This window comes from Micromonospora cathayae (assembly GCF_028993575.1).
Classification (GTDB): Bacteria; Actinomycetota; Actinomycetes; order Mycobacteriales; family Micromonosporaceae; genus Micromonospora; species Micromonospora cathayae.
Window position 1 is genome coordinate 5,843,963 of record NZ_CP118615.1, and the last position, 24,738, is coordinate 5,868,700.

At 71.6% G+C, this 24,738-nt stretch carries 24 protein-coding genes and 1 pseudogene; 12 read left to right on the forward strand and 13 right to left on the reverse strand.

The genetic code is table 11. The annotated features are described in order from the left end of the window. From PVK37_RS25690 to PVK37_RS25715, 6 genes are read right to left on the reverse strand one after another with little or no spacing between them, the layout of a single operon-like run. Positions 1-513 (reverse strand): beta-ketoacyl synthase N-terminal-like domain-containing protein, encoded by a 513-nt coding sequence (locus PVK37_RS25690; RefSeq protein ID WP_275030385.1) that lies wholly within the window; start codon positions 511-513, stop codon positions 1-3. Next, entirely contained in the window at positions 503-1,630 is a 1,128-nt protein-coding gene (locus PVK37_RS25695; protein WP_275030386.1) for a beta-ketoacyl synthase N-terminal-like domain-containing protein, read from the reverse strand. Before PVK37_RS25695 ends, PVK37_RS25690 begins: the two co-directional genes overlap by 11 nt. After that, positions 1,630-2,106 carry a 3-hydroxyacyl-ACP dehydratase FabZ family protein gene (locus PVK37_RS25700; protein ID WP_275030387.1) on the reverse strand — a complete coding sequence of 159 codons (477 nt, stop codon included), beginning with the start codon at positions 2,104-2,106 and terminating at the stop codon, positions 1,630-1,632. The genes PVK37_RS25695 and PVK37_RS25700 overlap by 1 nt, the downstream gene beginning before the upstream one ends. After that, positions 2,099-2,548, reverse strand: a complete 450-nt coding sequence (locus PVK37_RS25705) for an acyl-CoA thioesterase (RefSeq protein ID WP_275030388.1) — start codon at positions 2,546-2,548, stop codon at positions 2,099-2,101. Before PVK37_RS25705 ends, PVK37_RS25700 begins: the two co-directional genes overlap by 8 nt. After that, positions 2,545-3,927 (reverse strand): aminotransferase class III-fold pyridoxal phosphate-dependent enzyme, encoded by a 1,383-nt coding sequence (locus tag PVK37_RS25710; protein WP_275030389.1) that lies wholly within the window; start codon positions 3,925-3,927, stop codon positions 2,545-2,547. The genes PVK37_RS25705 and PVK37_RS25710 overlap by 4 nt, the downstream gene beginning before the upstream one ends. Continuing rightward, positions 3,924-4,178, reverse strand: a complete 255-nt coding sequence (locus PVK37_RS25715; RefSeq protein ID WP_275030390.1) for an acyl carrier protein — start codon at positions 4,176-4,178, stop codon at positions 3,924-3,926. Before PVK37_RS25715 ends, PVK37_RS25710 begins: the two co-directional genes overlap by 4 nt. Positions 4,179-4,855: 677 nt before the next feature. On the opposite strand from PVK37_RS25715, the gene PVK37_RS25720 reads away from it, so the two are divergent. The 4 genes from PVK37_RS25720 to PVK37_RS25735 are packed head-to-tail and all read left to right on the forward strand — an operon-like array spanning position 4,856 to position 9,157. After that, positions 4,856-5,959, forward strand: a complete 1,104-nt coding sequence (locus tag PVK37_RS25720) for an NAD(P)/FAD-dependent oxidoreductase (RefSeq protein WP_275030391.1) — start codon at positions 4,856-4,858, stop codon at positions 5,957-5,959. Positions 5,960-5,971: 12 nt separating this feature from the next. After that, on the forward strand, positions 5,972-6,928 hold the full coding sequence (locus tag PVK37_RS25725; RefSeq protein ID WP_275030392.1) for an ornithine cyclodeaminase family protein: 957 nt from the start codon (positions 5,972-5,974) through the stop codon (positions 6,926-6,928). Continuing rightward, a complete protein-coding gene (locus tag PVK37_RS25730; RefSeq protein ID WP_275030393.1) occupies positions 6,928-8,001 on the forward strand; it encodes a saccharopine dehydrogenase in 1,074 nt (357 codons plus the stop codon). The genes PVK37_RS25725 and PVK37_RS25730 overlap by 1 nt, the downstream gene beginning before the upstream one ends. Further along, on the forward strand, positions 7,994-9,157 hold the full coding sequence (locus tag PVK37_RS25735; RefSeq protein WP_275030394.1) for a saccharopine dehydrogenase family protein: 1,164 nt from the start codon (positions 7,994-7,996) through the stop codon (positions 9,155-9,157). Before PVK37_RS25730 ends, PVK37_RS25735 begins: the two co-directional genes overlap by 8 nt. 63 nt (positions 9,158-9,220) lie before the next feature. Here PVK37_RS25735 and PVK37_RS25740 read toward each other — a convergent pair. Further along, positions 9,221-10,192 (reverse strand): annotated as a pseudogene (locus PVK37_RS25740) (helix-turn-helix transcriptional regulator); the annotation flags it as partial. Positions 10,193-10,245: 53 nt separating this feature from the next. On the opposite strand from PVK37_RS25740, the gene PVK37_RS25745 reads away from it, so the two are divergent. Continuing rightward, entirely contained in the window at positions 10,246-10,929 is a 684-nt protein-coding gene (locus PVK37_RS25745; RefSeq protein WP_275030395.1) for an alpha/beta fold hydrolase, read from the forward strand. A gap of 209 nt (positions 10,930-11,138) precedes the next feature. On the opposite strand, the gene PVK37_RS25750 is transcribed toward PVK37_RS25745, so the two are convergent. Continuing rightward, positions 11,139-12,779: a cellulose-binding protein gene (locus PVK37_RS25750; protein ID WP_275030396.1), complete on the reverse strand. Its 1,641-nt coding sequence runs from the start codon at positions 12,777-12,779 to the stop codon at positions 11,139-11,141. A gap of 907 nt (positions 12,780-13,686) precedes the next feature. On the opposite strand from PVK37_RS25750, the gene PVK37_RS25755 reads away from it, so the two are divergent. Further along, complete coding sequence (locus PVK37_RS25755; protein WP_275030397.1) at positions 13,687-13,986, forward strand: hypothetical protein; 300 nt, start codon at positions 13,687-13,689, stop codon at positions 13,984-13,986. A gap of 159 nt (positions 13,987-14,145) precedes the next feature. Here PVK37_RS25755 and PVK37_RS25760 read toward each other — a convergent pair whose 3' ends face one another. Both PVK37_RS25760 and PVK37_RS25765 read right to left on the reverse strand, forming a co-directional pair. Then, entirely contained in the window at positions 14,146-15,573 is a 1,428-nt protein-coding gene (locus tag PVK37_RS25760; RefSeq protein WP_275030398.1) for an Nramp family divalent metal transporter, read from the reverse strand. Positions 15,574-15,774: 201 nt separating this feature from the next. Then, a complete protein-coding gene (locus tag PVK37_RS25765) occupies positions 15,775-16,131 on the reverse strand; it encodes a nuclear transport factor 2 family protein (RefSeq protein WP_275030399.1) in 357 nt (118 codons plus the stop codon). Positions 16,132-16,714: 583 nt separating this feature from the next. On the opposite strand from PVK37_RS25765, the gene PVK37_RS25770 reads away from it, so the two are divergent. Next, complete coding sequence (locus tag PVK37_RS25770) at positions 16,715-17,461, forward strand: class I SAM-dependent methyltransferase (protein ID WP_275030400.1); 747 nt, start codon at positions 16,715-16,717, stop codon at positions 17,459-17,461. A 3-nt stretch (positions 17,462-17,464) separates the two neighbouring features. Beyond that, positions 17,465-17,950, forward strand: coding sequence for a polyketide cyclase (locus PVK37_RS25775; protein ID WP_275030401.1), 486 nt, complete (start codon positions 17,465-17,467; stop codon positions 17,948-17,950). 6 nt (positions 17,951-17,956) lie between these two features. Here PVK37_RS25775 and PVK37_RS25780 read toward each other — a convergent pair whose 3' ends face one another. The 3 genes from PVK37_RS25780 to PVK37_RS25790 form a co-directional block, all read right to left on the reverse strand. Continuing rightward, the gene (locus tag PVK37_RS25780; protein ID WP_275030402.1) at positions 17,957-18,181 is read right to left on the reverse strand and encodes a hypothetical protein; all 225 of its coding nucleotides are present in this window, start codon (positions 18,179-18,181) and stop codon (positions 17,957-17,959) included. A 251-nt stretch (positions 18,182-18,432) separates the two neighbouring features. Beyond that, positions 18,433-19,938: an endo-1,4-beta-xylanase gene (locus PVK37_RS25785; protein ID WP_275030403.1), complete on the reverse strand. Its 1,506-nt coding sequence runs from the start codon at positions 19,936-19,938 to the stop codon at positions 18,433-18,435. Between the two features lie 419 nt (positions 19,939-20,357). Continuing rightward, a complete protein-coding gene (locus PVK37_RS25790; RefSeq protein WP_275030404.1) occupies positions 20,358-21,563 on the reverse strand; it encodes a cellulose binding domain-containing protein in 1,206 nt (401 codons plus the stop codon). A 177-nt stretch (positions 21,564-21,740) separates the two neighbouring features. Between PVK37_RS25790 and PVK37_RS25795 the strand changes: the two genes are divergently transcribed. From PVK37_RS25795 to PVK37_RS25810, 4 genes are all read left to right on the forward strand, one after another. Next, entirely contained in the window at positions 21,741-22,118 is a 378-nt protein-coding gene (locus PVK37_RS25795) for a VOC family protein (protein WP_275030405.1), read from the forward strand. Positions 22,119-22,214: 96 nt separating this feature from the next. Next, positions 22,215-22,580 (forward strand): DUF4259 domain-containing protein, encoded by a 366-nt coding sequence (locus tag PVK37_RS25800; RefSeq protein ID WP_275030406.1) that lies wholly within the window; start codon positions 22,215-22,217, stop codon positions 22,578-22,580. A 293-nt stretch (positions 22,581-22,873) separates the two neighbouring features. Next, positions 22,874-24,166 (forward strand): GAF domain-containing protein, encoded by a 1,293-nt coding sequence (locus tag PVK37_RS25805; RefSeq protein ID WP_275030407.1) that lies wholly within the window; start codon positions 22,874-22,876, stop codon positions 24,164-24,166. A 188-nt stretch (positions 24,167-24,354) separates the two neighbouring features. Next, on the forward strand, positions 24,355-24,735 hold the full coding sequence (locus PVK37_RS25810; RefSeq protein ID WP_275030408.1) for an MmcQ/YjbR family DNA-binding protein: 381 nt from the start codon (positions 24,355-24,357) through the stop codon (positions 24,733-24,735). Positions 24,736-24,738: the final 3 nt, after the last annotated feature.

The following is a 24,738-nucleotide window of genomic DNA, read 5'->3' on the forward strand; positions in this document are numbered from 1 at the left end:
TCAGCTCCTGTGTCGACGCACGACGAGACACGTCACGGAGTGGGTCTCGTCGGCACGTGCCTGGTGTTCGCTGACGATGACGTACCGGCAGCCGGCGTGGCGCAGCCACGCGTCGGCGACGGTGGCCATGACCGGTCGGGCCGTCTCCGGTGGCATCGTGAGCAGCAGACTCGGCCCGCGTAGCCCGAACACGATGCAGGGCAGTCCGGCCAGCGAACCGGGGTTGGCTCCGGCGAACCGCAGCGGCGACACCCGGCCCCGGGCGGCCCCGGCGGCGACCGTCCGCATGGTGTGCCGGGTGGCGGTCGTACTGGCGCACAGCATCCCGGTCTCCGCCACGGCGTCGGTCACCGGCACCCCGGCGGACGCCAGCGCGGCCTGTACCGCCTCGACCACCAGCCAGGCGACCGGGTCGGCGTAGAAGGACACCGCGCGGCGGCCGGTGCCGGCCAGGTCGGTGCTGCTGGCCCGGCCGGTGGCCACCACGTCGACCCCGGTGAGTTCAGCCCACATCGGCCGCCGCCTCCTCGAAGACCAGGCAGGTGTTGAAGCCGCCGAAGCCCAGCGTCAGGCTCAACCCGACGCCGGTGCCGATCGGCCGGGGCCCGCCCGCCGGCAGGGGCAGCGGCAGCGCCCCGGCCACCTGCGCCAGCCCGTGGACCGGGGGTACCCGGCGGTCCCGCAGGGCCAGGATCACCGCGATCGCCTCCACCGCGCCGGTGGCGCCGAGGCTGTGCCCGAAAGCGCCCTTGGTGGCGAACACGACCGGCCGGTGACCGGTGCTGAACAGCCGGGCGAGGCTGAGCGCCTCGACCGCGTCGTTGGTGGGGGTGCCCGACCCGTGCGCGTTGACCACCGCCACGTCGTCGGGTTTGCGTCCCGCCGCGGCCAGCGCCCGCTCGGCGGCGAGCACGACACCGTCGCCCGTCGGGTCGGGCGCGGTCATCCCGGCGGCGTCGTTGGACGATCCGCCGCCGCTGAACACGGCGAGCACGGGTGCACCGCGCTGCCGCGCCCTCGCCCCGGACTCCAGCACGAGGAAGCCCGCGCCCTCGCCGAGCAGCGTGCCGTCGGCCCGCTCGTCGAAGGCCCGCAGCAGGGTCGGGGACATGGTGCCGAGCGCGCTGTGCCCGAGCCGTTTCGCCGGGGTCAGGATGTCGACGCCGCCGCAGACACAGACGTCGGTGACACCCGCCTCGATCAGTTGGGCGCCGACCAGGACGGCGTCCGACCCCGAGGAGCAGGCGGTGGACAGCGAGACCGGCGGCCGGCGTATCCCGGCCCGGGCGGCGACCTCCACCGCCCAGGCCTGCAGGTCGACGGTGTTCCCGTCGTCCAGGTGGGCACCGTAGCTGGTGCCCAGCACCAGCAGCGGGTCGGCGTCGGCCGGGGTCTTCGCGTGGGCGAGCGCGTCCCGCAGGACCGTACCGGCGAGCGCCACCTGCCTCTGGGCGTGCTCCTCGGCCAGGTCGAGGCAGGTGACCGGGGCGGCGAGCAGGTTGCGCAACCCGTGGGTGGCGGGCACCGGCCGGATGCCGGTGCGACCGGCGAGCAGGTGCCCCCACACCTCGTCCAGACCGGTACCGAGCGCCGTGGCCCACGCCGCTCCGGTGACCATGACCGGGGTCATCACCACAGCTGGCGTCCCAGTTCCTCGACCTTCGTCCGGACCAGGGAGCCCCGGAACGCCGCCACCGGCTTCTCGTCCACCGTGGCCTTGCAGGAGAAGTGGAACGAGCTGCGGTAGAGCCGCTCGACGCGCAGGTCGAACAGCACCTGGTCGCCGGGGACCACGACGTGCATGAACCGGCTGCGGACCGAGCCGATGAGGGTCAGTTCGTTGTCCAGCAACGGCGTGGTGCTCAGCTGGTAGAGGATGATCCCCGACTGGGCGAAGGCCTGCATGAGGTGACTGCCCGGGAACACCGCGCGCTCGGGGAAGTGGCCGGCGATCGCCTCCATCGTGCCGGAGACGGACATCAGGCTCCGCAGGTACTCGCCCGGCCGGTGCTCGACGACCCGGTCGATGTAGATCATCGGGTGCCGGTGCCGCAGCCACTGCTTGAGTTCGGTGAAGCCGATCGAGGTGTCGGTGAGTTCAGCCATTGCCGTCTCCGTTTCCGCAGGTGCGTAGGTTGTCGCGAAGCCATCGCGGCAGGGCGGTCGGCGCGCCGTCGGCCCGGTTCACCGCGCAGAGCGTCAGCGCGCCGGTGGCGAGCACCGTCTCGGGACCCGGCGCGGTGCGGCAGATCTCGCCGGCGAACTGGCAGGACGCCCCGGCGAGCCGGTCCAGTCGTACCCTGATCCGTAGTTCCTCGTAGAAGCGGGCGGCGGCCGAGTACCGCATCCGCGCTTCGACGACCGCCAGGTCCAGGCCGTCCCGTTCCAGCCGGCGGATCCCGGCGTCGACGTGTTCGAGGTTCTCCAGTACCGCCGTCTCCAGCAGGGACGCGTACCGGGCGAAGTGCACGACGCCGGCCGCGTCGGTGTCGGCGTGCTCGACCCGGCGGAACACGTCCCGCCACACGGTCGGGGCGGCGAGGCTCACGCCGACGCCTCCCGGAACCGCCGCGAGCCCTCGGCGATGCGGTCCACCAGTTGCTCGGCCTCGTCGCCGGTGGTCACCAGCGGCGGCGCGATCCGCATGGTGGGGAACACGTACCGCTGCCCGCGCGAGCGGCGGCCCGCGCCGGCCATGAACTCCACGTACGCGCCGGACCGGATCACGTGCCGGCGCAGGTCGTCCAGGCGGGCCGCGGCGGCCTCGGTCAGTTCGAGCCCGTGCATCACCCCGACGCCGCGGGCCTCCCGGTAGAGCTCGGGGAAGCGGTCCACGAGCCGGTGCCGCAACAGTTCGCCCAACTGCTCGCCGAGGGTGGCGGAGTGCTCCAGCAGCTTGTCGTTGACCATCAGCTGGATGCCGTCGCGGAGGACGGCGCAGGTGAGTGGACGCAGGTCCGAGGTGGCGACCGCGCCGGAGGAGCGGACGGTCAGCGACCGGCGGGCGATCACCATGGAGGTGGACAGCACGCCCATGCCGACGCTCTTGCCGATGACGGTGATGTCGGTCGGGACGGGGCCGTCGTCGTCGGTCATCGCGAAGAAGGCGCCGCTCTTGGCGAAGGTGAGCACCTCGTCGGCGACGAGCAGGGCACCGTGGCTGCCGCAGAGCCGGGCCAGGCCGCGCAGGTAGCCCGGCGGCGGCAGCAGGATGCCCGCGTCGCCCTGGATCGCCTCCACCACCACCGCGAGCACGCGGTGGCCCCGGTCACCGAAGTAGTCGGCGAGGACCTGGGGATCGCCGAAGGGCACGTGTTCGACGGTCACCCCGTACGGCTTCCCGGTTTCCTGGGCGGGCAGCCCGACCCGGTAGTGGCGTCGGTTGAGCAACGGCACCAGGCCGCTGGTCCACCCGTGCCAGGCGCCCTCGAACGCCACGATGATGTCGCGTTCCTCCTTGCCGGGGACCGGTCGGAGGGTGCGCTGGTCGAACCGGGACTCCAGCACCATCCGGAGCGCCAGTTCCATCCCCTCCGAGCCGGAGTTGCGTCCGCTGACGTGGTACGCGTCGCCCGGGAAGGTGTCGGCCCAGAGCCCACCCGGGCCGAACAGCTCGTACAGCAGGTGGGACCGTTCCAGCGAACCCAGTTCGTCGGTGGCGTACCCCACGTCGGTGAGCGCCCGGTCGAGGATGCCCCGCACGGCCGGGTGGTTGGCGCCCAGGCAGGCGCTGGCGTACCCGCCACTGGCGTCGATCACGTCGAAGGTGGTTCCGGCCCGTTCGCCCTCCAGTTCGGCCAGGCGCTGGTGCACACCCTGGCCGCCGAGGACCGCGAAGGGCTGCCGGTGGGTGCCGTAGTGGTTGAGGTGGATGTCCCGGCCCTGGAGCAGGATCGACAGGGCGTCGGCGCTCAGCCGCTCGGTCACGCGGCGACCCCCTGGAGACGACGCACCAGGTCGGCGACGGTGCGTACGCTCTGGAACGCCTCGGGCGTGAAGTCCTCGTCGGAGATCTGGACCCCGAACTGGTCCTCGCACTGGACCCGCAGCTCGACGAACCCGAGGGAGTCCAGCCCGTAGACGTTGCGCAGGCTGCCGTCGAGGTCGATCTGATCCGCCGGCGTCTCGACGAAGAGATCGGTTTCCATGATCTTGCGGATGGTGTTCTCGATGCTCACGATGCCTCCGTCGGTCGTGATTGCAGGAATGGGCAGATACGTGCAGCCGTTGATCTCGCACCATGCACCGTCACGCGGATTACCAACGCCGGTAAAACGCGCGACAAAGACGTACAGAACTGCTGATCCACGCATTGGAGCACGCTTCGGCGCCCACCTTGATCATGCAGTCAGGTGAGCTGGCGCCCTACTCGGGCCATGCGTGATGAAGTGCGGCAATCATGCGTACTTCCGCCTGCGGAAGGCCACCTGCCGGCGGGAGGGCAGGGCTCAGGCAGCCGATCTGTGCCGCAGGGCAGGCGGGTCAGCCACCCCGTGCGACTCGGATAAACTACGCAAGGTTACCTCCCCGTGACTCTTGCCGCCCACCACTATCCAGACCGGACAGTGCGCTGTCAACCCGCGACAATCTGTCGATCAAGAAGCGCCGGCCAGGCCCCGGTGGACCGGTTCAGACAGCCCTTCATCGGGCCGCGAGGTCGGGTTGATGCATTGACGAACGTCCGTGTAGTCTGTGGCCCGTCCAATATCACCTACAGTGTCGGTGGACCCGCTGATCCGATGCTGGTGGATGGCGACACCCCGGCTCAAAGCGTGAACGTTCCCTGGCGTCCGGAGCAATGGTGATCTTCCTCGAATCCCGGCGGACGCGTCCCTCAAGGTTTGGATGCCTGCGAATGGTGCGATCAGCGGACGCCGTGGTTGTCGGCGGCGGCGTCATCGGAGTCAGCACGCTCTACCACCTCGCCGCCCGCGGCGCCCGCGACGTGGTGCTGCTGGAGCGGGACACCCTCGGCAGCGGCTCCACGGCCGCCGCGGCCGGCGGCTTCCGGGCCCAGTTCTCCGACGAGGTGAACATCCGGCTCGCGCTGCGCTGCATCGACGCATACCAGCGCTTCCAGGCCGAGTTCGACATCGACATCGGGTTCCGCCAGACCGGCTACCTCTTCCTCCTCCGCGCCGAGGAGGAGCCGCACTTCCGCACCGCGCTGCGACTGCAACAGTCGATGGGCGTGCCGGCCCGGATCGTGCCGGTCGACGAGGCGCTACGACACGTCCCCGGCACGAGCCCCGACGGCCTGTCCGCCGCGACGTACTGCCCGATCGACGGGCTCGCCACCCCGCACGCCGTCGTCCAGGGATACGCCGCAGCCGCCCGCCGGCTCGGCGCGCGCATCGTCCAACACGAGGCGGCCCGGGAGATCCTGGTGCGGGACGGTCGCGTGGTGGGCGTACGCAGCGCACAGGGCGAGATCGCCACCCCCCTGGTGGTGCTCGCCAGCGGCGTCTGGTCCCCGGAACTGGCCCGCACCGCCGGGATCGACCTGCCGGTGACGGCCGAACGGCGCTTCGTGCACTACGTCGCCTCCGACGGCGGACTGCCCGAGCGCACGCCGCTGACCATCGACTTCGCCACCGGGCTCTACTTCCACCGCGAGGGTGCCGGCCTGATCGTGGGCGGGCCCTGGGCGACACCCGAGGAACTGGCCCCGGTCGCCGTACAGCGGTTGCCCTTCCTCGCCGACCTGGGCGTGGCGAACACCTGGTCGGGCCTGTACGAGATGAGTCCGGACCACAACGCCCTGGTGGGACGGTGCGACGAACCGGCGGGTCTGCTCTACGCCACCGGCTTCTCCGGGCACGGCTTCCAGCAGGCACCCGGCATCGGCGAGTACCTCGCCGACCTCGCCCTGGACCGGGAACCCGAACTCGACCTCTCGGCGCTGTCCCTGCGCCGCTTCACCGACCAGCTGTCCCGTCCCGAACTCCACGTCGTGTAGAAGGCCCGACCGATGCGCTTCCTCGACGCCACCGCCATCGAGCGGCTCCTCGACCCGCAGACCGCCTACGACTCGCAACGGGAGGCGTTCCACTGCCTCGGATCGGGCCTCGCCGACCTGGCGGAACGGCTCATCCTCGCCGGTACCGACGGGGACGCGCTCGCCTTCTGCTACGCGGCCCGGCTACGTCCCGGGACGCCGGCGGTGTGCAAGTTCGGCGCGGTCGCCCCGGACAACAGCCGGCTCGGCCTGCCGAGCGTGCACGCCCAGATCCTGGCCCTGCACCCCCGTACCGGCCAGCTGATCGCCGCCTTCGACGGTGAGGCCGTCACCACCCTGCGCACCCCGGCGGCGACCGCCGTCGCGGTGGACCACCTCGCCGCGCCCGGCCCGCGGACCCTCGCCGTGCTCGGCTGCGGCGTGCAGGGACGCGCGCACGTACGCGCGCTCGCCGGGCGGGTGTCCCGCGTGCTGCTCTGGGACCATCGGCCGGGCCGGGCCGCGGAAACCGCCGACCGGCTCGCCCCCGAGGTGCCGGTGCCGGTCTCGGCGGCACCCTCCGCCGCCGCGGCGGTCGGTGCCGCCGAGATCGTGGTGACCTGCACGACCAGCAGCACCCCGGTGCTGCGGGGCGAGTGGGTCACCGACGGGGCCACCGTGGTCAGCGTCGGCTCCTTCGCGCCGGACCGGTCCGAAGTGGACCGGGCCCTCGTGCGACGGGCCGGCGCGGTGGTCGTCGACCACGTTCCCACCGGGCTGCGCCAGGCCGGCCCCGTCGTGGGTGCCGTGGCCGCCGGCGACCTGGCCCCCGATACGCTGATCGGTCTCGGCGACGTGGTGGCCAACGGCCGGCAGGCCCGCGCCGACCGGCACACCATCGTCTACTACAACAGCGTCGGCCTCGGCGTACAGGACGCCGCCGCCGTCAACGCGATGCTGGCGGCGCAGACGCGGCAGGAGCAGGTCTGATGAGCAACACCGTACGACTGTGGGTCCGCCACGAGACCAGATCGACCGAGCGTCGCACGCCGGTCACCCCCGACGACGCACGGCGGCTCGTCGCCGCCGGTCTCGACGTCACCGTCGAGGAGTCACCACAGCGGATCTTCCCGCTGCGGGAGTACCTCGACGCGGGCTGCACCGGGGCACCGGCGGGCAGTTGGCCCGACGCGCCCCCGGACACCGTCGTCGTCGGGCTGAAGGAACTCCCCGACCAGCCGGCGGCGCTGACCCACCGGCACGTCTACTTCGGCCACGCCTACAAGGGGCAACGCGGCGCGGCGGAACTGCTGCGCCGCTTCGCCGCCGGCGATGGCGCGCTACTGGACCTCGAATACCTCGTGGACGACGACGGACGCCGCCTCGCCGCCTTCGGCTACTGGGCCGGCTACCTCGGCGCCGCCCTCGGGGTGCTGCACCTGGCCGGTGAACTCGACGTCCCGCTGGCGCCGCTGCGGCGGTCGGACCTCGACGAGAGGCTGCGCCGCAGCGCCAAGACCGGCGAACCGCCCCGGGCCCTGGTCATCGGCGCCCTCGGCCGCTGCGGGCGGGGCGCCCGGTCCGCCCTGGCCGTCGCCGGGATCACCCCGACCTGCTGGGACCTGGCGGAGACGACGAACCTGGACCGGGCCGCGCTGCTCGACCACGATCTGCTGGTCAACACCGTGCTCAGCACCGGCCCGGTGGAACCGTTCCTCACCACCGCCGACGTCGACCGCCCGGACCGGCGGCTGACCCTGGTCGCCGACGTCACCTGCGACGTCGGCTCGCCGTACAACACGTTGCCCATCTACGACCGGACCTCCACCTGGGACCAGCCCGTCCTCCGGTTGCGCGCCACCGGGCCGGTGCTGGACGTCATCGCGGTGGACAACCTGCCGTCGCTGCTGCCCCGCGAGGCCAGCGACGCCTTCTCGGCCGACCTGCTGCCGCACCTGCTGTCGCTGGCCGGTCCGACCGCGGCGACCTGGCGGCGGTGCGAACGGGTGTACCGGGAGACCTGCCGGACGTACGGAATCGAAGTGGAGGAAGTCGATGGCTGAACGGATCCCGGCGAGTGGTCGGGTGCACTGGGTCGGCGCGGGGCTGTCCACCGGCAGTGGCCTGGGTGTGCTGTGCGACCAGGCCGACCAGGTCCTGTTGTGGCACCGTACCGTCGAGCGTGCCGAGGAACGGCTGGCCGCGCTCGGCCTCGCCGGCCGGGCCACCCCGCGTGCCTTGGACGGTGACGCGTTGGCCGACGCACTGGAACCGGGCGACGTGGTGGTGTCCATGCTGCCCGCCGACCACCATCCGGCGTTGCTGCGGCTCTGCCTCGCCTCAGGGGCGCACTTCGCCTGTTCGAGCTACGTCTCCGAGCCGATCGCCGCGGAGTCCGCGGCGGCGGCGCGCCACGGCATCGTGGTCCTCGCCGAATCGGGGGCCGACCCGGGCATCGACCACCTGTTCGCGCACAAGCTCGTCGCGCAGGCACGGGCGGAACTCGGGGACGGCCCCGCCACGGTCGCCTTCACCTCCTACTGCGGTGGCCTGCCGGCCGTCCCGAACGACTTCCGGTACCGCTTCAGCTGGTCGCCGCGGGCGGTGTTGACCGCGCTGCGGGCACCGGGGCGGTACATCGAAGCCGGGGTGGAACGGGTCGTCGCCCACCCCTGGGAGGCCACCCGCCCGCACCTGGTGGCCGGCGAGTCCTTCGAGGCGTACCCGAACCGGGACAGCGTCCCCTTTCTCCGGCAGTACGCCCTGCCACCGCACTGGCGGCCGGAGACGTTCATCCGCGGCACCCTGCGGCTCGCCGGCTGGCGCGACGCGTGGGCACCGGTCTTCGAGACGTTGCGCGCCGGCGACCCGCAGCAGATCGGGAAACTGGCCGACGACCTCGGTGACCGGTACCCGATGACCGGGGACGACCGGGACCGGCTGGTCCTCGCGGTCACCCTGGACGTCCACGCGGCGCACGGCGGGACCTGGTCCGGACAGTACCTACTCGACGTCGTCGGCGACGACCGGGAGAGCGCGATGGCCCGGTGCGTGTCGCTGCCGTTGGCCTTCGGGGTGACCGGGATCATCACCGGCCGGACCCCGGCCGGACTGCACCGGGCCGCCGAGGAGATCGAGGAGATCGACCGGTGGCTCGACTTCCTCGGCCGGCACGGCGTGGTCGGGTCGAGCCGGATCGGCGGGACGACCCGCCGGTAGCAGCGCCGGCGGTGTGCCGGACACCGCGAGCCGGCCGACGGCGGTGCCGGCCGGCTCCGGCGCGGGTGGGGTTTCCGGCGCGGGCGGGAGCGCCGCGCCGAAACGGGCCGCGACCGCCGCCACCGCGGCGCGTAGTTCGGCGCCCTCCTCGACGACGAAGTCGAACGGTACGGTGGCGAGCCACTCCTGCGCGTACATCGCGGGATTCCGGGTGCTGCCGACCAGCACACACCGGTCGCCGGCCGGCTCGAGGCGGCCCATCGGCGGGCGGATCCACGGTGCCACCTTCTCCCGTGGCGCGTCGAACACCACCCGGGTGGGGTACCTCCAGCCGGTGCCGAGGTTCGCCTCGACGGCGGCGACCGGATCCAGGTCGTCGGGCGGTGGGAAACCGTGCGGGGTGCGCCGGGTGGCCCGGATCCGGTCGATCCGGTAGGTACGGACCGCTTCCGCGCGATGGGAATGGCACAGCAGGTACCAGCGGCCGTACCGCACCACGACCGCCCACGGGTCGACCTCGGCGTCCCGTTCCTCGCCGCGTTCGCTCCGGTAGGTGACCACGACGCGACGCCGGTCGGCGACGGCGGCGACCAACGCGCTCATGATCGCGGGATCGGGGCGGGCCGCGCGCCGGTCCGGGGCGGCCGAGACGTGCGCCCGCAGCGCCGCCGCCTGCCGTCCGACGCGCTCGGGGAGGGCCCGGATGACCTTGCCGAGCGCCGAGCCGACCAGGTCGTCGGCGTCGATCGCGGCCGGTTGCCCGTCGAGGACGGCCATCACCAGGCCGAGCGCCTGCTCCTCGGTGAAGTAGACCGGTGGCAGCCGGGTGCCCCGGCCCAGCCGGTAGCCCCCGTACGGGCCACGGGCCGACTCGACGGGGATGCCGGCCTCGCGGAGGATGCCGACGTAGCGCCGCGCGGCCCGCTCCGTCACGCCCAGGGCCGAGGCGAGCTGGTCGGCGGTGGTGCCGGGACGGGCCTGCAGGATCTCGAGGGCGCGCAGGGCCCGCGCGGTCGGGCTCGGACCGGTCGACACGAGGTGCAGAGTACCGGAAGCCGATCGTCCGGAATCGGCTCTAGGTTGATCGCATGACCGGAGAACAGATCGTGCTCGTGGGTGGGCTGTGGCTGGACGCGTCGGCGTGGAGCGGCGTGGCGGCCGAACTGACGGAACGGGGCCGTCACGCGGTACCGGTGACCCTGCCGGGTCAGGGCGACGGGCGTACCTCGGCGACCCTCGCCGACCAGGTCGACGCGGTGCTCGCCGCCGTGGACGCCGGGCCCGGCGGTTCGGTGGTGGTGGGGCACTCCGCCGCCTGCACGCTGGCCTGGATGGCGGCCGACGCGCGGCCCGGCCGGGTGACCAGGGTGGTGCTGATCGGCGGGTTCCCGTGGGGCGACGGGCGGCCGTACGCGGACCTCTTCCCGATCGTCGACGGCGTGATGCCGTTCCCCGGCTGGGAGCCGTTCGACGGGGCGGACGCGGCGGACCTGGACGAGCCGGCGCGGCAGGCGTTCGCGGCGGCGGCGGTCCCGGTACCCGTGGGTGTGGCCAGGGGGGTGGTGCGGCTGACCGACGAGCGGCGGTTCGACGTACCCGTCGTGGTGGTGTGCCCCGAGTTCACGCCGGCCCAGGCACGTGAGTGGATCGCCGCGGGAGACGTGCCCGAGCTGGCCCGGGCGAGACACGTCGACCTGGTCGACATCGACTCCGGCCACTGGCCGATGATCACGCGTCCGGCGGAGCTGGCGGCGATCCTGGCGACGGTCTAGCCACCTCCCCGACGATCGGGCCGGTGGTGGCCGGTGCGTCGCGCCGGGCGGCGACCGTCCGCCTCGACGTGCTGCCCGGGAGACACCGGCTGCCGGAGGGACAGCGGTGACGCCGGCACCACCGGGTCGGTGGTGCCGGCGTCACCGTCACGGCACCGTCCCTGGCGTCGGGGCGGTGGCCTCGTCGGAGAGCACCCGGGTGGCTTCGGTCAGGGGGTCACCACCCGGCCGCCGAACGTCACGACGAGCCGGCCGTCCGAGGCGAACGACCAGCCCAGCGCCCCGGAGTACTGGGCGCACCGGGAGCCGTTGGAGCCGGACCAGAACTGGTTCGAGCTGTCCGAGTTACCGATGATCTTGTCGTTCGATCCGCCGTCGCACGAGGTGTTGTTGCGGAAGACCGAGCTGCCGCCGTCGAAGGTGAAGTTACGTTCGGTGTTGCCGACGCTGGCGTTGTTCGACACCTGCATCGTGCCCAGGTTGCGGTTGTAGGTGAAGCCGTGCTTGCCGTTGTCGTAGGCGATGTTGCCCCGGACGATGTGGTTGACCCCGATGTCCTCGCCGCCGAGCTTGTAGCCGTTGCGGTCGCCCGCGCCGGCCTGTCCACCGTTGCTGAGGGTGCCGTTGCCGTAGGCGAGGGACGATTCGATGGTCACCGCCCCGATCGGTCCGGTGTCGGACTTGGTGTAGAGGTCGTAGCCGTCGTCGATGTTGTTGTGGGCGACCGTGTAGCGGAAGACGTTGCCGGGTCCCACGGTGAGCTTCGGTGCGAAGCCGTCCGCGTCCTCACCGTCGGAGTCGACGTTGTCGTGCGACACCGTGCTCAACACGAGGTTGTTGGACGGCCACTGGTCCCTGGGCGCGTCCGCCACCAGGCGGGAGAGCTGCAGCCCCGAGTCCCGGTTGTGGCGGGTGATCACCCGCTCGACGATGTTGTTGTTGCCGGCGAGGAGGATGCCGTTGTCACCGGCGCGCTCCACCACCAGGCCGTGGACGTGCCAGTACGACCCGCCCAGGACGAGTCCACGGTTCGCCGGGTCCTCGCTCTGCGCCGAGAAGTTCAGGACCGGGGTTTCGCCCGGGTACGCGAACAGCTTCTTGCGGGCGCTCGACGTGCCGTTGTTGCCCTGGCCGATGGTGACGGTCTGCGAGTAGCGGTAGGTGCCGCCGCGCAGGTAGATCGTCCCGCCGGCCCCGATGCGGGTGATCGCGGAGGTGAGCGTGGTCGGGTTCGTCTCCGTCCCGGAGGCGCTGTCGCTACCGCCCGGTGCCGCGTACAGGACGTTGCCCGACGGCGGTGGGGTCGTGGGCGGAGGCGTGGTCCCCGGCGGGGTCGTGGGCGGCACGGTCGTGGGAGGGGCGGTCGTGGGTGGGGTCGTCGCCGAGGCGTAGGTCTCGAACTCGGCGACCCGCGGGGTGCCACTCGAACCGGTGATCTCAAAGTTGATCTTACTGAGGGTGGCCGGAGCGAAGGTGATGGCACCCGCCCCGCTGCCGGTGGCCAGGACGGAACCGGTGTCGTTGTTGACGACCCGCCAGGATCCGATGGCCCCGACAGCGCCGGACGCCTCACGGATGGTGATCGCGGACACCGTGGTGGCCGAGCCCCACTTGACCGAGATGCGACCGGTCGAGCCGGCAGGTGACCAGTAGGTGCTCAGGTTGCCGTCGAGCACGTTGCCGTAGCTGGTTCCGCTGGCCTTGCTCGATCCGTCGGCACCGGCTCCGAGGCTGAGGTTGGGGCCGCTCGCGGCGGACACCTGGACCATCGGCAGCGCCACGACGGCCGTGGCGACGGCCGCCAGGGCGACGCCGCCGGCGAGAAGCTGGGATCTTGATCTGGTTCGCACTGTCGCACTCCTCAGGAAGGGCCACGGCGGAGCGCCGCCCTGCAGGCGCGGCACCGCGCGGCCCCGTCTATGCGTCCCTGGCCCGGCCGACGGCCCGAAACATCGATGAAACCTTAGGCTAGGAAAGCGTTTACCTGAGATGCAAGGCTTGAGATGTGCAGGTTTGTTGCAGACTGTGGTGCACCGACGGCACGCCCGACTCGCCACACGGCGACCGCGACCGCGCGACCCGTGACCGCAACCCGGCCCCCGCGACCCGGGTCCCCGCACCCCCGTGACCCGTGCGACCCGTGACCGGGTGGTCCCCGCACCCCCCCTGGCCGGGTCCCCGCGACCCGATCCCCTGACCCCTGACCCCTGATCCGCATCGGTCCTGGATTACGGCCGGGCACATCCGCCGGCCGGTTCCGCCCCACCAGGACGTCAGCACCGGTGGAGCCCCGGAACACCGAACTGGCCTATTCACCACCAACCACTACGGACAGTCCCGACCACCGCCAGTACGCCAGAACCGTTCTTTCTGCCATTCCTCCGCCAGGTCGTCGCGCTGACCGAACGTGCTCAACGGTGGCGGTCGACGACAACCGTCAGTTACGGCATGGAGGGCCGGTCGTACGGTAACCACAGCCCAAGCGGACGCCGGCCCGCCGGTTCCCCTTCGGACGACGACTCCCCGATGTCCGGACGTCAGCAGCCGACCGGGCCGGGGATCCGTTATCAGCCTTTGTCGGATCTCCCGGTGGGCCGTCACTATATATCCGAGATGAGCTGTTTAAGTAGGTGATCTGATTACCTCCGACCGGCAGGGATTCCCTTTTTCCTTTCGCTCCTTGACATGCTGAAACGATCCCGCCACCCTCATGGTCATCGCATTCGCGTAATTGATACGAGTGAGAGGAGAACCTTCATGGCCACCCTGACCCTGGAACGGACGAACGAGGTCGTCGCCGGCGGTGCCGAAGAGGTCGTCGCCCGGTTCGGCGGTGCCGAGGAAGTCGTGGCCTTCGGCGGTGCCGAGGAAGTCATCGCCCGGTTCGGCGGCGCCGAGGAAGTTGTGGCCTTCGGCGGTGCCGAGGAAGTCATCGCCCGGCTCGGCGGCGCCGGAGAGGTTGTGGCCTTCGGCGGTGCCGAAGAAGTCGTGGCCTTCGGCGGTGCCGAGGAGGTCGTCGCCCGGCTCGGCGGTGTCGAGGACGTCGTCGCCGGCTGAAACCCCACGGCCGGGCCGCTGGCCGCCGTCGGGCGGTACGTCGAATCCGACGTCACCTGACCGGTTCGGGCCCGGCCCGGTGCTTCGCAGTTCCGAGCGCCAGCCCGTCGACACGGGCTGGCGCTCGGCCTGCCACCGCCCACCGGGGAGCGGGACGGCTCAGCTCAACCAGTCGAGCAGCTTCCCGCCCTGCTGCCAGATGGTGAGGGCGGAGAACACTCCGAACAGCACCACCGCCCACACCAGGGCCGCCACCCGGTAACCGCGCGGGCGGATCTGCTCCGGCAGCACCCGACGGTTGACCACCAGCAGCAGGATGGCGTAGATGAACATCATCAGTCCGCCGACGCAGGCCGAGATGACCAGCAGCACCAGCGGTTGGGCGAAGCCGGCCAACAGGATCGCGCAGCCCAGCCCGACCAGGCCCCAGACCAGAGCGAAGTAGATCCGGCTCTCCGAGACCCGGCGCAGGTACGAGGTGGCGAGCACATCGGCGGCGAGTCGGCTGGTGTAGTCCACGATGCCCATCGCGGCGGCGAACAGCGAGAACGCCCCGATCATCCAGAACAGGACGCCGAACCAGCCGCCGACCAGCTCCTTGAGCCGTTCCCCCTCCACCGCCAGGAAGTCCACGCTGTTGGCCAGTCCCGGCTGTCCGTACACGGTGGAGTAGGCCAGCATCGACATCAGCGTGATGGTGACGAAGGAGATCAGCACGAAGGTGACCAGTTGCTCCCGGTTGGCCAGCCGCCACCACCCGCGCCACCGACGCAGGTTCTCCTCGGTCGGCTCGAACACGAAGCCCGCCGCGTCCGGTGCCGCCTCCTTGCGGCCGGTGACCGGGCTGACCAGGCGGGGGACGTACGCGCCCATGCCGAAGCCCTTGTCCCGGATCCAGTTGCTCTGCACCAGGTTCTGGCCGCCGCCGGCTCCGGCGAAGACCAGCGCGGAGAGCATCAGCGCGAATCCCAACTCGACCGGGAAGTCCGGTGCGGTGACGGTACGGGGCAGTTCCCCCCAGGCGTCGGCGGAGATCGCGAAGAACACCGCCACCACCACGAAGAACACCACCAGGCCGACCTTCAGGAACTCCACCCGCTCCAGCGCGGTGTAGACCACCGGGGCCAGGGTCAGCGTCAGCCCGATGGCGAGCAGCATGCCGACGGCGATCCAGGTGACGTTCCCGCCGCCGAGCAGGTACGTGACCATGGTGGCCGAGCTGGACACCCAGCCGGGCCAGAGGTTGGCGAAGTACGTCATGACCGCGAAGACCAGCCCCCAGTGCCGCCAGAACCGGGAGAACCCGGTCAGCGCGGTCTCACCGGTCGCCAACGTGTACCGCTCGATCTCCATGTTCAGGAACCACTGGGTGATCAGCCCCACCGCGGCGGCCCAGAGGAAGACCAACCCCACCTGCGAGGCGATGTACGGGTAGAGGATGAACTCCCCCGACGCCAGGCCGACCCCGGCGGCGATCACCCCCGGGCCGATGACCTTCCAAGTCGACCGGGGCGGTGGGGGCAGGTCCCGGACGGTGACGCCGGGAAGGTGTCGGGTCGGGAAGCGGTCGGCAGGGGTCTGCGTCATCGGAGCCTCCAGGGTGGTGTGGCCCCGGTACCCACGCCGCCGCCGCGCCGAAACGCGCCGATTCGGGCGGCTCGCGGTCGATGCAGCCCGGCTCCCCCCACCGGTACGGCCGAGGTGCTCCGGCCGCCGCCGCCGGGCAGGCCATCCGCCGCCGGCATTGGCGGGTGCGCGTCGACGCAGGGTTGCCGGGTCAGGTTCCCGTCACACCGGCTGGTCGGCGAAGTAGGTGTACCGCCGCCAGATCTTGTCGTTCCGGAACCTGTGGAAGTCCGCCCACCTGACGGTCACCAGCTCACCGCTCTTGAGCCGGCCGTCGAGGACCCCGCGGGCGGCTACCCAGTCGTCGTCCGCGAGGATCGACTCCACCGAGTGCCGCCCTGCGGCGATTCGCCGATCCGTCAGGTAGAAGCGGATGAGTCCGTCCAGTCCGACAATGGTTTCGGTGCCACCGCGCTCGTACACCACGTCGTCGCAGAACATCCGAAAGATCGCGTCGTAGTCGGCGGCGTCGACGAGTTCGTAGTACCGCTGCACCGTGTCGGCGTGGTTCTGCCCCATACACACCCCGTTTCGTGGCCGATGTTCGTGTCCGGACGGGTCGTTCATCGCTTCGACCAGCGACGTCGGCCGCAGGTCGGTCCGGTGCTCGTTGCTGGAACCGCAGGCACTCCGCGCGGCTCGCCTCGCGATGCGCCTTCGTGCGACCGGCCATGGGTGTCGACAATGGCGGGCCAGCGGGGGTACCGGCGCTGGCCGTCGACGGATGCCGGTCTGGTGCCGTCCTCCGGGCCGGGGAGGTCGCGGCACCGTCACCGCACCTCCGAATCCGACGAGGGGATTCGTTCGCAGGGGTGCCACATTAGCCGGCAGAGACGAAGCAAATCCATGGTCATCCATGGGTGTGATGACGATCACACACGCCATCCGGGCGCAGCATCTGCACCGCCGAATCGCCTTACCCGAATAGAGCCACAACCACCTGGCATTGCCCGGAATGGATGCCATTCCACCCGACGGACGTCGCCGGCAACCACGCGGCAGGTTGTGATACGCCTGCGGCACACCACATCCCACACTCCGCGAGCGGTATCCTGCCCGTGGCATGCTCGCCGTCTGACCGTGAGGATGTGGACGTGAGCCGATGGATGTCTTCGGGCCGGTAGCCGACCTGTACGACAGCGTCCGGCCGGGATACCCGCCGGAGATCACCGACGCGGTCCTCGCCTACCACGGAGGTACACCGACGTCCGTGGTCGAGGTCGGCGCCGGCACGGGCAAGGGCACCGACGTCCTCGCCCGCCTCGGCGCGCCCCTGACCTGCATCGAGCCCGATCCCCGGATGGCGGCGGCACTCACCCGGCGATTCCCGGACGCCCGCGTGCACGCCACCACGTTCGAGCGGTGGTCACCGCCGGCCGGCGGGGCGGACGTCCTGGCCTGCGCCATGGCCTGGCACTGGCTGGACCCGGCCACCCGCAACACGCGGGCCCGCAGCGCGCTCGCACCCGGCGGGACAATGGCGGTCTTCGGACATCGCTACGACTACGCCGACGCCGCCCAACGGGCGGCGGTCCGGTCCGCGCTGCACGCCGTCGACCCGACCGCGCAGGAACGCCCCACGGACTGGTTCTACCAGGACATCGTCGACCGGGGGCAGTTCGACGACGTACGCCGGCAGGTCTTCGCACGCCAGCTGCGGTTGGACAAGGAGCGGTACCTCGGGCTGATCCGCACGTTCGGGCCGTACCTCGCCCGGCCGCCGGCCCAGCAGCAGCGCGCGATCGCCTCCCTCGGCCGGGTCGTCGACGACTTCGGCGGCACCGTCGTCCTGGATCTGCGCACCACGCTGGTGCTGGGCCGGGCGGGGAGGCCGGCGGATGCTCGGTGACCGGTGGGGCGTCACCGACGAGGACACAGACGTTCCTACCCGTGTGACGACTTCGTCGCCGCGCCCACCCTGCGGGCGTGGCGCGGGGTACGCGTCGACGCGCCCACGGCGGCGGTGTGGCCGTGGGTCGCCCAGGTGCGGCTCGCGCCGTACTCGTACGACTGGATCGACAACCTCGGCCGCCGGTCACCCCGACGACTGGCCGGCCTGCCCGAGCCGACGGTGGGAGAGCCCTTCACCGCCGTCGGCGGACGCCCACAGGGCCGGATCCTCTCCGTCGACCCGGGGCAGCAGCTGACCGGCGGGATCATGGGCGCCGTCATGTCCTACGTCCTCGTCCCCGTGGCGGACGACACCACCCGCCTGCTGCTCAAGGTCGTCATGCGGGCGAACCGGGCGGTCGCGTTCGGGGCCTGCGTCGGGGACCTGGTGATGGCCCGCCGGCAGTTGCTGAACCTCAAGCAGCTCGCCGAGCACAGCACCGCGTGACACCACTCAGGACCGGCTCGCCCGGATCATCCGCCGGACGCCCTGGTGGACCAGCACGCCGACGGCGGTGTTGACCACGGCGAGCCCGGACCCGGCGAGCAGCGCCGGCCCGGAACTCGTCGCGTCGCCGACGGCGAGAAGCAGGAGTGGCCAGCCCACGGCGGCGGCGACGAGCGCCGTCCGCCACCAGCGGCCGAGCAGAAGACCGAACAGGATCAGCGTCGGGATCACGGCGACACACCCCCTCCGACCGTCGTCAGCCTACCCACGCCACCTGACAGCGGGGACGCCTTCGGGGCGAGGGGACCTGCTCGCCGTGGCCCGCCTGGCGGCGCAGCCGGTGGTCGGCCTTCCACCCGGTCGACCCGCGCCTCGGGGCCGCCGCCCACCACGAGGGGAGCCGATAGCCGACACCAGGGGGCGTCGGCGCCGCCCCGGCGGTCCTGGACGGGCGACCTGCGCCCGTCCAGGACCGGTGTCGCTCAGGAGGCGGTACACACCGGGGTCAGGCCGGTGGCGGTCCCGGTGCCCTGGAAACCGAACTCGGTGGACTGGCCGGCGCTCACCGCGCCGTTGTAGTTGACGTTGCTGAACTGCACGGTGCCGCTGGTGCCGCTGGCGTTGGCGCTCCAGGTGTTGGTCACCGTGGTCCCGGACGGCAGGGTGAGCCGGACGGTCCACCCACTGATCGGTGCGGTCCCGGCGGTGACCCGTACGGTGGCGACGAAACCACCGGTCCACGAGTTCAGCGAGACCGTGGCCGAGCAGCCGGTGGTCGGCGGCGTGGTGGGCGGGGCGGTCGTCGGCGGCGGCGTGGTCGGGTCGACCGGCGGGGTGGTCGGTGGGGCGGTGGTGACCGGCGGGGTGGTCGGCGTGACGGAGCCACGGCCCTTGTTCAGCTCGTCGAGGACCGCGTGGTAGGCGGCCTTCTTCTGATAGCTTCCGTTGCCGCCGGTGAACAGCAGGCCCCGCTCGGAGGAGCGCCACGACTCGCTGTCGGAGATGCCCCAGACGGTGATGCCGGTGCACTTCGCGACGTTCAGGCAGGCCCGGACGACCTTACGGTAGTTCTCCGCCTGGCCCGCGCCGATGTCGTTGTTGCTCAGGTCGTCGTCGATGTCCACCTCGGAGAGGTGCACCTCTACCCCGAGGTCCGCGAAGCGCTGGATGTTGGCCTGCAAATCGTCGGTGATGATGCTGTTCGGGTTGTCGTTGAAGTGCGCCTGGAACCCGACGCAGTCGATGTACTGCCGGTAGTTGCGGACGATGTCGTACAACGCGTTGGCCTTGCGGTTCGGCGTGCCGCCCTGGACCGTCAGACCCTCGACGTCGTAGTCGTTGATGCAGAGCTTCGTGGTGTACCCGCCGGCCTGCACGACCTGCTTGGCCCGGATGAACGAGTCCCGGATGACGTCGGTGTCCCCGGCGTCGAAGAAGTCACCGTCGCCGTTCGCGTCCCGGTTCATCGTGTGCGGCCACTGGTTCCGGCGTCGGCCGGTGTTGTTGTCCTCCAGCGCCTCGTTGACGACGTCCCAGTAGGCGATCCGGCTGCCCCACCGGTTGATGGCGTTGCCGATGAAGGTGTTCAAGGTCGCCTGGCTGGCGCCCTGCAACGCGCCGGCCTGCGAGTGCCACACCAACGTGTGCCCCCGGACCAGCATGTTGTTGCTCTGGGCGTGGTTGACCAGGGTGTCCGCGCCGCCGGTGTTCTGCAGCCCGCCGCTCGACGTGGCGATCCGGTCCGGCTTCATGTCGTTCTCAGGGGTCAGTTGGCCGAACTCCTGACCGACGATCGGGTAGAGCCGGTTGGGTGAGGCGGCCACCCCGAAGAACAGCCCGGCCTTGGCGGCGGCGGCCCGCAGGGTGGTCTCGGCCGCGGCGGCCGGACCGACGGACTGGACCGCCACCGCGCTGCTCACCAGCATCAACACCGCCGCGGGCAGGGCTGTACCGATGATCTTCCTGCGTTGTCTCGGGCTGCTGTTCACGGGCGCTCTCCTCGATGCGTGATCACAAATGATCGAAACTCATTTATGCCTTTCGCGAGGCCAGTATCGATACCTGCTCAGCACAGTGTCAACGAATTCCGGAAACATTTCGGAAACCTCGCAGCGGTCACGGAACCGGCGGTCGCACCCTTACCGCAGGTAGCGGAGCAGCACCTCCCGCCCGGCGGTCACGGACAGGAGACCGCCGCGCCATCGCCATCACCGGCGACGCCACAGTTACCGAAACATTCGGAGCCCTGCTTCCGGGAACGCCCGGGAAGGCCGCGACCAGGTGTCCGGGCTGTCGGCGGCCCAGCCGCACGCGCGCCGGAGCCGACCCCGGCCCGACCGGCACGCCACCTCGAACGCGCTCCGATGCGCCGCGCGCCCGAGGTGGCCGGCGTCCGCCCGGTCCGCTCTCAGCCCACGGCGCAGGCGGCACCGTTCAACATGAAGCTGGTCGGCGACGCGTTGCTGGCGCTCCACCGTCCCTGGATACCGAAGGTCGCGGAGCCGTCCGCCCCGAGCACCCGGTTCCAGTCGACGTTGCGGGCCGTCACGGTGGTACCGCTCTGGCTGACCGTGCCGTTCCAGGCGGAGGTGACCTGCTGGTCGCCCGGGAAACTGAACGACACGGTCCAACCGTCGACCGGCGTCGTCCCCGTGTTCCGGACCGTCACGGCGGCGACGAACCCACCCGGCCACTCGGACTGCAGCTGGTAGGTCACCCGGCAGGTGGCCGGCGGCGGGGGCGTCGGCGTGGGCGTGGGCCCGGCGGGCGCGGTGACCGTGTTCGACGCGATCGACACGTTGCCCACCGCGTCCCGGGCCCGCACGTAGTACAGGAGACGCTGCGTCGGCGGCAGCGGCACCAGCGGCACCGTGTACGTGGTCGCCGGCACGGTGGCGACCAGCCTCGAGGTGTACCAGCCGTCGAACCGGTAGACGTCGTACCCGACCACGCCGACGTTGTCCGTCGACGGCGACCAGGAGAGTACGGCGGTCGAGTCGGTCACGTCGCCGATGGTCAGGTTCTGCGGGGCGACCGGCGGGATGGTGTCCGGGCCGGTGTCCGTCACCGGGGTGACCACGGTCAGCGGGTTCGAGTAGTGGGAGCGGTGACCGAGGCCGTCGCGGGCGGAGACCCGGAAGGTGTACTGCTGACCCGCCGTGACGTAGTTGGTGATCGTGGTGGTGGTGACAGGCCCGACGCTGGCGCTGAAGATGACGTCGCTGAACTCCTGGTAGTACATGATGTCGTACCCGGCGACCGGGCAGCAGCCGGGCGTGGGGGCCGTCCAGGTGAGGGTGACCGCCCCGGTCCGGACCTGGGTGGCGGTCACGTTCGTGGGCACGCTCGGCGGGAACGGCGAGGTACCCGGCGTGCTGGGCGTCGTGGTCGGCGTCGGCGGCGGCTCGGTTCCGGCCGTCCCCGGGGAACTGCCCGGCGCCGGGGCGACCCCCGGGTACGCGAGGGCCGCCGGCCCGGCGGGCGTCGCGGTGCCGGCATCGGCCGCGGGTACGGCGATCAGACCGGCACCGAGCAGCGCGACGGACAGGACGACGAGAGCCGGCACGCCGGGCCGCAGGCGGCGGAGCACCGAGGACGAGGGGACGCCTACCATGTGTCCACAGTGCCGCAAGATATCGACGTTCACCAACACGTCTCATCTCTCGGACGGCGGACCGGGGCGCTGCCCGACCTGGCGACCCGGCCCATTCCGACCACCGGGCCACGGTCGGCGGCCTTCCGGGAGATATCCCCGGTGCACGGCTGCGCCTCACCGGGTATGGACAGCGGCATGACCGGACAACGCCCCCGCCTGACCCTGGCCGCCACCGTGCTGGACTCGCCCGACGCCCGGGAACTCGCCAGCTTCTACGAACGCCTGCTCGGCTGGTTCCGGGAGGACGACGAGCCGGACTGGGTCACCCTGCGGGCCCCGGGCGGTGGTGCCGGCCTGGCCTTCCAGACCGAACCGGACCACGTACCACCGGTCTGGCCGGCGGGCCCCGGGGACCAGCGGATGATGACCCACCTCGACATCCAGGTGGACGACCTCGATGCGGCCTCGGCACACGCGGTCGCGGTGGGCGCCACGCTGGCGGACTTCCAGCCCCAGGACGACGTCCGGGTCCACCTCGACCCGGCCGGCCATCCGTTCTGCCTGTTCCTCTAGGCGCTGCGTCGTCACCTGATGCCCGGTCGCCCTGGCGGTGTCGGTGGTGCCTGGTTCAATCCGCACCGGACGACGGACGCGGTGAAACGAGGACCGATGGGCACCTGGGGCAGCGGCAACTTCGACGACGACACGGCAGCCGACCACCTGTCGGCGCTGACCGGTCGGTTGATCTCCGAGGTAGCCGAGGCGATGTCCGGCGACCCGGTCGGCATCGAGCCCGACGAGTACTGGGGTGTGGTGGTGCCCTGCAACCTGGAGCTGCTGCACCTGCTGGCCCGGCAGAAGTACGTGGGCGCCAGCCTGCCCGCCCCGGAGACGATCGCCGACTGGAAGAGCAGGTACCTGGCGGTCTGGGACGGGACGATCGACGGCCTGGAGCCCAGCCCGGAGTACCGGGAGCAGCGGCGGACCGTCCTCGTGCGGACCTTCGACCAACTGCTGGAGCTGGCCAGGGGCTAGGCGACGCGGCGTTCCGCGTACCGGGCGGCGACGTGGCGGCTGGACGACGGCGCCCCTCGTCAGTGCCACCCGCCCGGCGTCAGCGCAAGCGGTCTGTCGTCGGTGCCGGTGCCGAGGGCCGGACTGCGTGCGCCCGGCTCGGCGCACATCCCCTAAGGCGTCCTAGGAGGATGGATTGCTGGCCGGGCGACACGCTGCGCGGTGGCCACCCGGCGTTGCCCGTACTCTGGCGACCGTCACCGGTGACCAACTCCAGTGAGCCGACGCATCCACCGGTGACGAGGGGGCACCCAATGACGGCGGTACCAGACCAACGATCCACCGCTGCGAGTCCGGCTGTCGTCGGGCAGGCGGCGGACGAGGACCTGCGCGCCCTGTTCGGGCAGTCCATCGCCGTGTTCGCGGCGCTCGCCGGGCCGACGCACGTGGTCGAGGCGGCGAACCCGGCGTTCTTCGCCACCATCGGTGAGGAACGGGCGCGTACCGGAGTCGCCATCGCCGAGTTGCTGCCCGAACTGGCCGACCAGGGCTTCATCGCCCTGCTGGACGGGGTCTACCGCACGGGTGAGCCGTACACCGGCCGGGACGCCCGGGTCGTGCTGGGCACCGGACCGCAGGTACGGGAGGCGTTCTTCGACTTCACCTACGAGCCGCGCCGGGACCCCGCCGGCAAGGTGACCGGGATCCGGGTGATCGGGGTGGAGACCACCCAGGTCAAGCAGGCCCAGCGGCTGATGGCCGAACACCGCGCCCTGGTGGAGCAGATCGCCCGTCAGGCGCCCCTGTCCGAGGTGCTCGAAGGGATGGCCCGCTCCATCGAGGATCTCGCACCGCGGGAGGTGTTCGTCTCCGTGCTGCTCGCCGATCCCGACGGCCGGCACCTGCGCCACGGTGCCGCGCCGAGCCTGCCCGACTTCTACAACCAGGCCATCGACGGGATCGCCACCGGTGAGGGCGTCGGCTCGTGCGGCACCGCCGCGCACCGGCGGGAGGCGGTCATCGTCACCGACATCGCCACCGACCCGTTCTGGGACGACTTCCGGGAACTCGCCGGGCGGGCCGGGGTGGCCGCCTGCTGGTCCACGCCGATCCTGGCCCGCGACGGCAGCCTGCTGGGCACCTTCGCCATGTACCACCGCACCCCGCGCGTCCCGCAGGACACCGACCTCGCCCTCGCCCGGATCTTCACCGGCACCGCCGCCCTGGCCATCGAACGGCACCGGATCGAACAGGCGAAGGCCGCCGCCGACGCGCGCGCCAGAGCAGCCCACGACGAGCTGTCCAGGGCGGTACGTGCGGAGCGGGGACTGCGTGCCGAGGCCGAGCAGCGGGCCGCCGCCGCCGCGGAACTCACCGCCCGGATGCGCGCCGCCGCCGCCGCGCAGGCCGCCACCCCCCGCCCCGGGCAGTGTCAGCTCGGGGGCTCCCCCGGGTGCACCGAGCCGGCCGAGATCAAGATCGCCGATTCGTGGGGCGACTCGGCGTGGGGGTGCCCCAGCCACGTCGAGGAGGCCATCCTCAACGTCCGGTCGGTGTTCATCGCCAACGAGGAGCTCGGTGGCCTGGCGGCCTACCTGCACCGCTGACCGCTGTTCGGTCGCCGGTCGATCGCGTTGCCCGGCGGAGCCGCGAGACGGACCGATCGCGTCCCGGCGGAGCCGCGAGACGGACCGGTGCGCGGCGTCCGGGGCGCTCTGTGCGGCCGGCGGATCCGGTGTCGGACCCGGCGGTTAGCCTGTCGGCATGCCGCAGGCGACGCCCCTGAGAGGTTCCGATGGCTGACGCCGACGACGTACGTCGACTGGCCCTGGCCCTGCCACACGTCACGGAGATCGACAGCGACGGTTTCGACTTCCGGGTGGCCGACAAGGGGTTCGTCTGGTCCTACCCGGAGCGTCGGCCCGGAAAGCCGCGCGTGATCCGCACCGACATCGCGGTGCTGTACGTCGGCGACGAGGCGGAGAAGCAGGCGTTGCTCCTCGGCGAGCCCGAGGTCTTCTTCACCACCCCCGGCTACGACGGACTGCCCCTGGTCATGCTGCGACTCGAGCAGGTGGACGTCGACCGACTCGACGAACTCGTCACCGACGCCTGGCGGATGCGCGCCCCGGAACCGCTCGCCGGCGACCTCGGTACGACCGGGCGGGTCGGCTGACCG

Excerpts from the sequence above, each read along its gene's own strand:
- PVK37_RS25690 (WP_275030385.1), bottom strand. The coding sequence starts at position 513 with ATGTGGGCTGAACTCACCGGGGTCGACGTGGTGGCCACCGGCCGGGCC.
- PVK37_RS25695 (WP_275030386.1), bottom strand. The coding sequence starts at position 1,630 with ATGACCCCGGTCATGGTCACCGGAGCGGCGTGGGCCACGGCGCTCGGT.
- PVK37_RS25700 (WP_275030387.1), bottom strand. The coding sequence starts at position 2,106 with ATGGCTGAACTCACCGACACCTCGATCGGCTTCACCGAACTCAAGCAG.
- PVK37_RS25720 (WP_275030391.1), top strand. The coding sequence starts at position 4,856 with ATGGTGCGATCAGCGGACGCCGTGGTTGTCGGCGGCGGCGTCATCGGA.
- PVK37_RS25725 (WP_275030392.1), top strand. The coding sequence starts at position 5,972 with ATGCGCTTCCTCGACGCCACCGCCATCGAGCGGCTCCTCGACCCGCAG.
- PVK37_RS25730 (WP_275030393.1), top strand. The coding sequence starts at position 6,928 with ATGAGCAACACCGTACGACTGTGGGTCCGCCACGAGACCAGATCGACC.
- PVK37_RS25735 (WP_275030394.1), top strand. The coding sequence starts at position 7,994 with ATGGCTGAACGGATCCCGGCGAGTGGTCGGGTGCACTGGGTCGGCGCG.
- PVK37_RS25745 (WP_275030395.1), top strand. The coding sequence starts at position 10,246 with ATGACCGGAGAACAGATCGTGCTCGTGGGTGGGCTGTGGCTGGACGCG.
- PVK37_RS25755 (WP_275030397.1), top strand. The coding sequence starts at position 13,687 with ATGGCCACCCTGACCCTGGAACGGACGAACGAGGTCGTCGCCGGCGGT.
- PVK37_RS25760 (WP_275030398.1), bottom strand. The coding sequence starts at position 15,573 with ATGACGCAGACCCCTGCCGACCGCTTCCCGACCCGACACCTTCCCGGC.
- PVK37_RS25765 (WP_275030399.1), bottom strand. The coding sequence starts at position 16,131 with ATGGGGCAGAACCACGCCGACACGGTGCAGCGGTACTACGAACTCGTC.
- PVK37_RS25770 (WP_275030400.1), top strand. The coding sequence starts at position 16,715 with ATGGATGTCTTCGGGCCGGTAGCCGACCTGTACGACAGCGTCCGGCCG.
- PVK37_RS25790 (WP_275030404.1), bottom strand. The coding sequence starts at position 21,563 with ATGGTAGGCGTCCCCTCGTCCTCGGTGCTCCGCCGCCTGCGGCCCGGC.
- PVK37_RS25795 (WP_275030405.1), top strand. The coding sequence starts at position 21,741 with ATGACCGGACAACGCCCCCGCCTGACCCTGGCCGCCACCGTGCTGGAC.
- PVK37_RS25800 (WP_275030406.1), top strand. The coding sequence starts at position 22,215 with ATGGGCACCTGGGGCAGCGGCAACTTCGACGACGACACGGCAGCCGAC.
- PVK37_RS25805 (WP_275030407.1), top strand. The coding sequence starts at position 22,874 with ATGACGGCGGTACCAGACCAACGATCCACCGCTGCGAGTCCGGCTGTC.
- PVK37_RS25810 (WP_275030408.1), top strand. The coding sequence starts at position 24,355 with ATGGCTGACGCCGACGACGTACGTCGACTGGCCCTGGCCCTGCCACAC.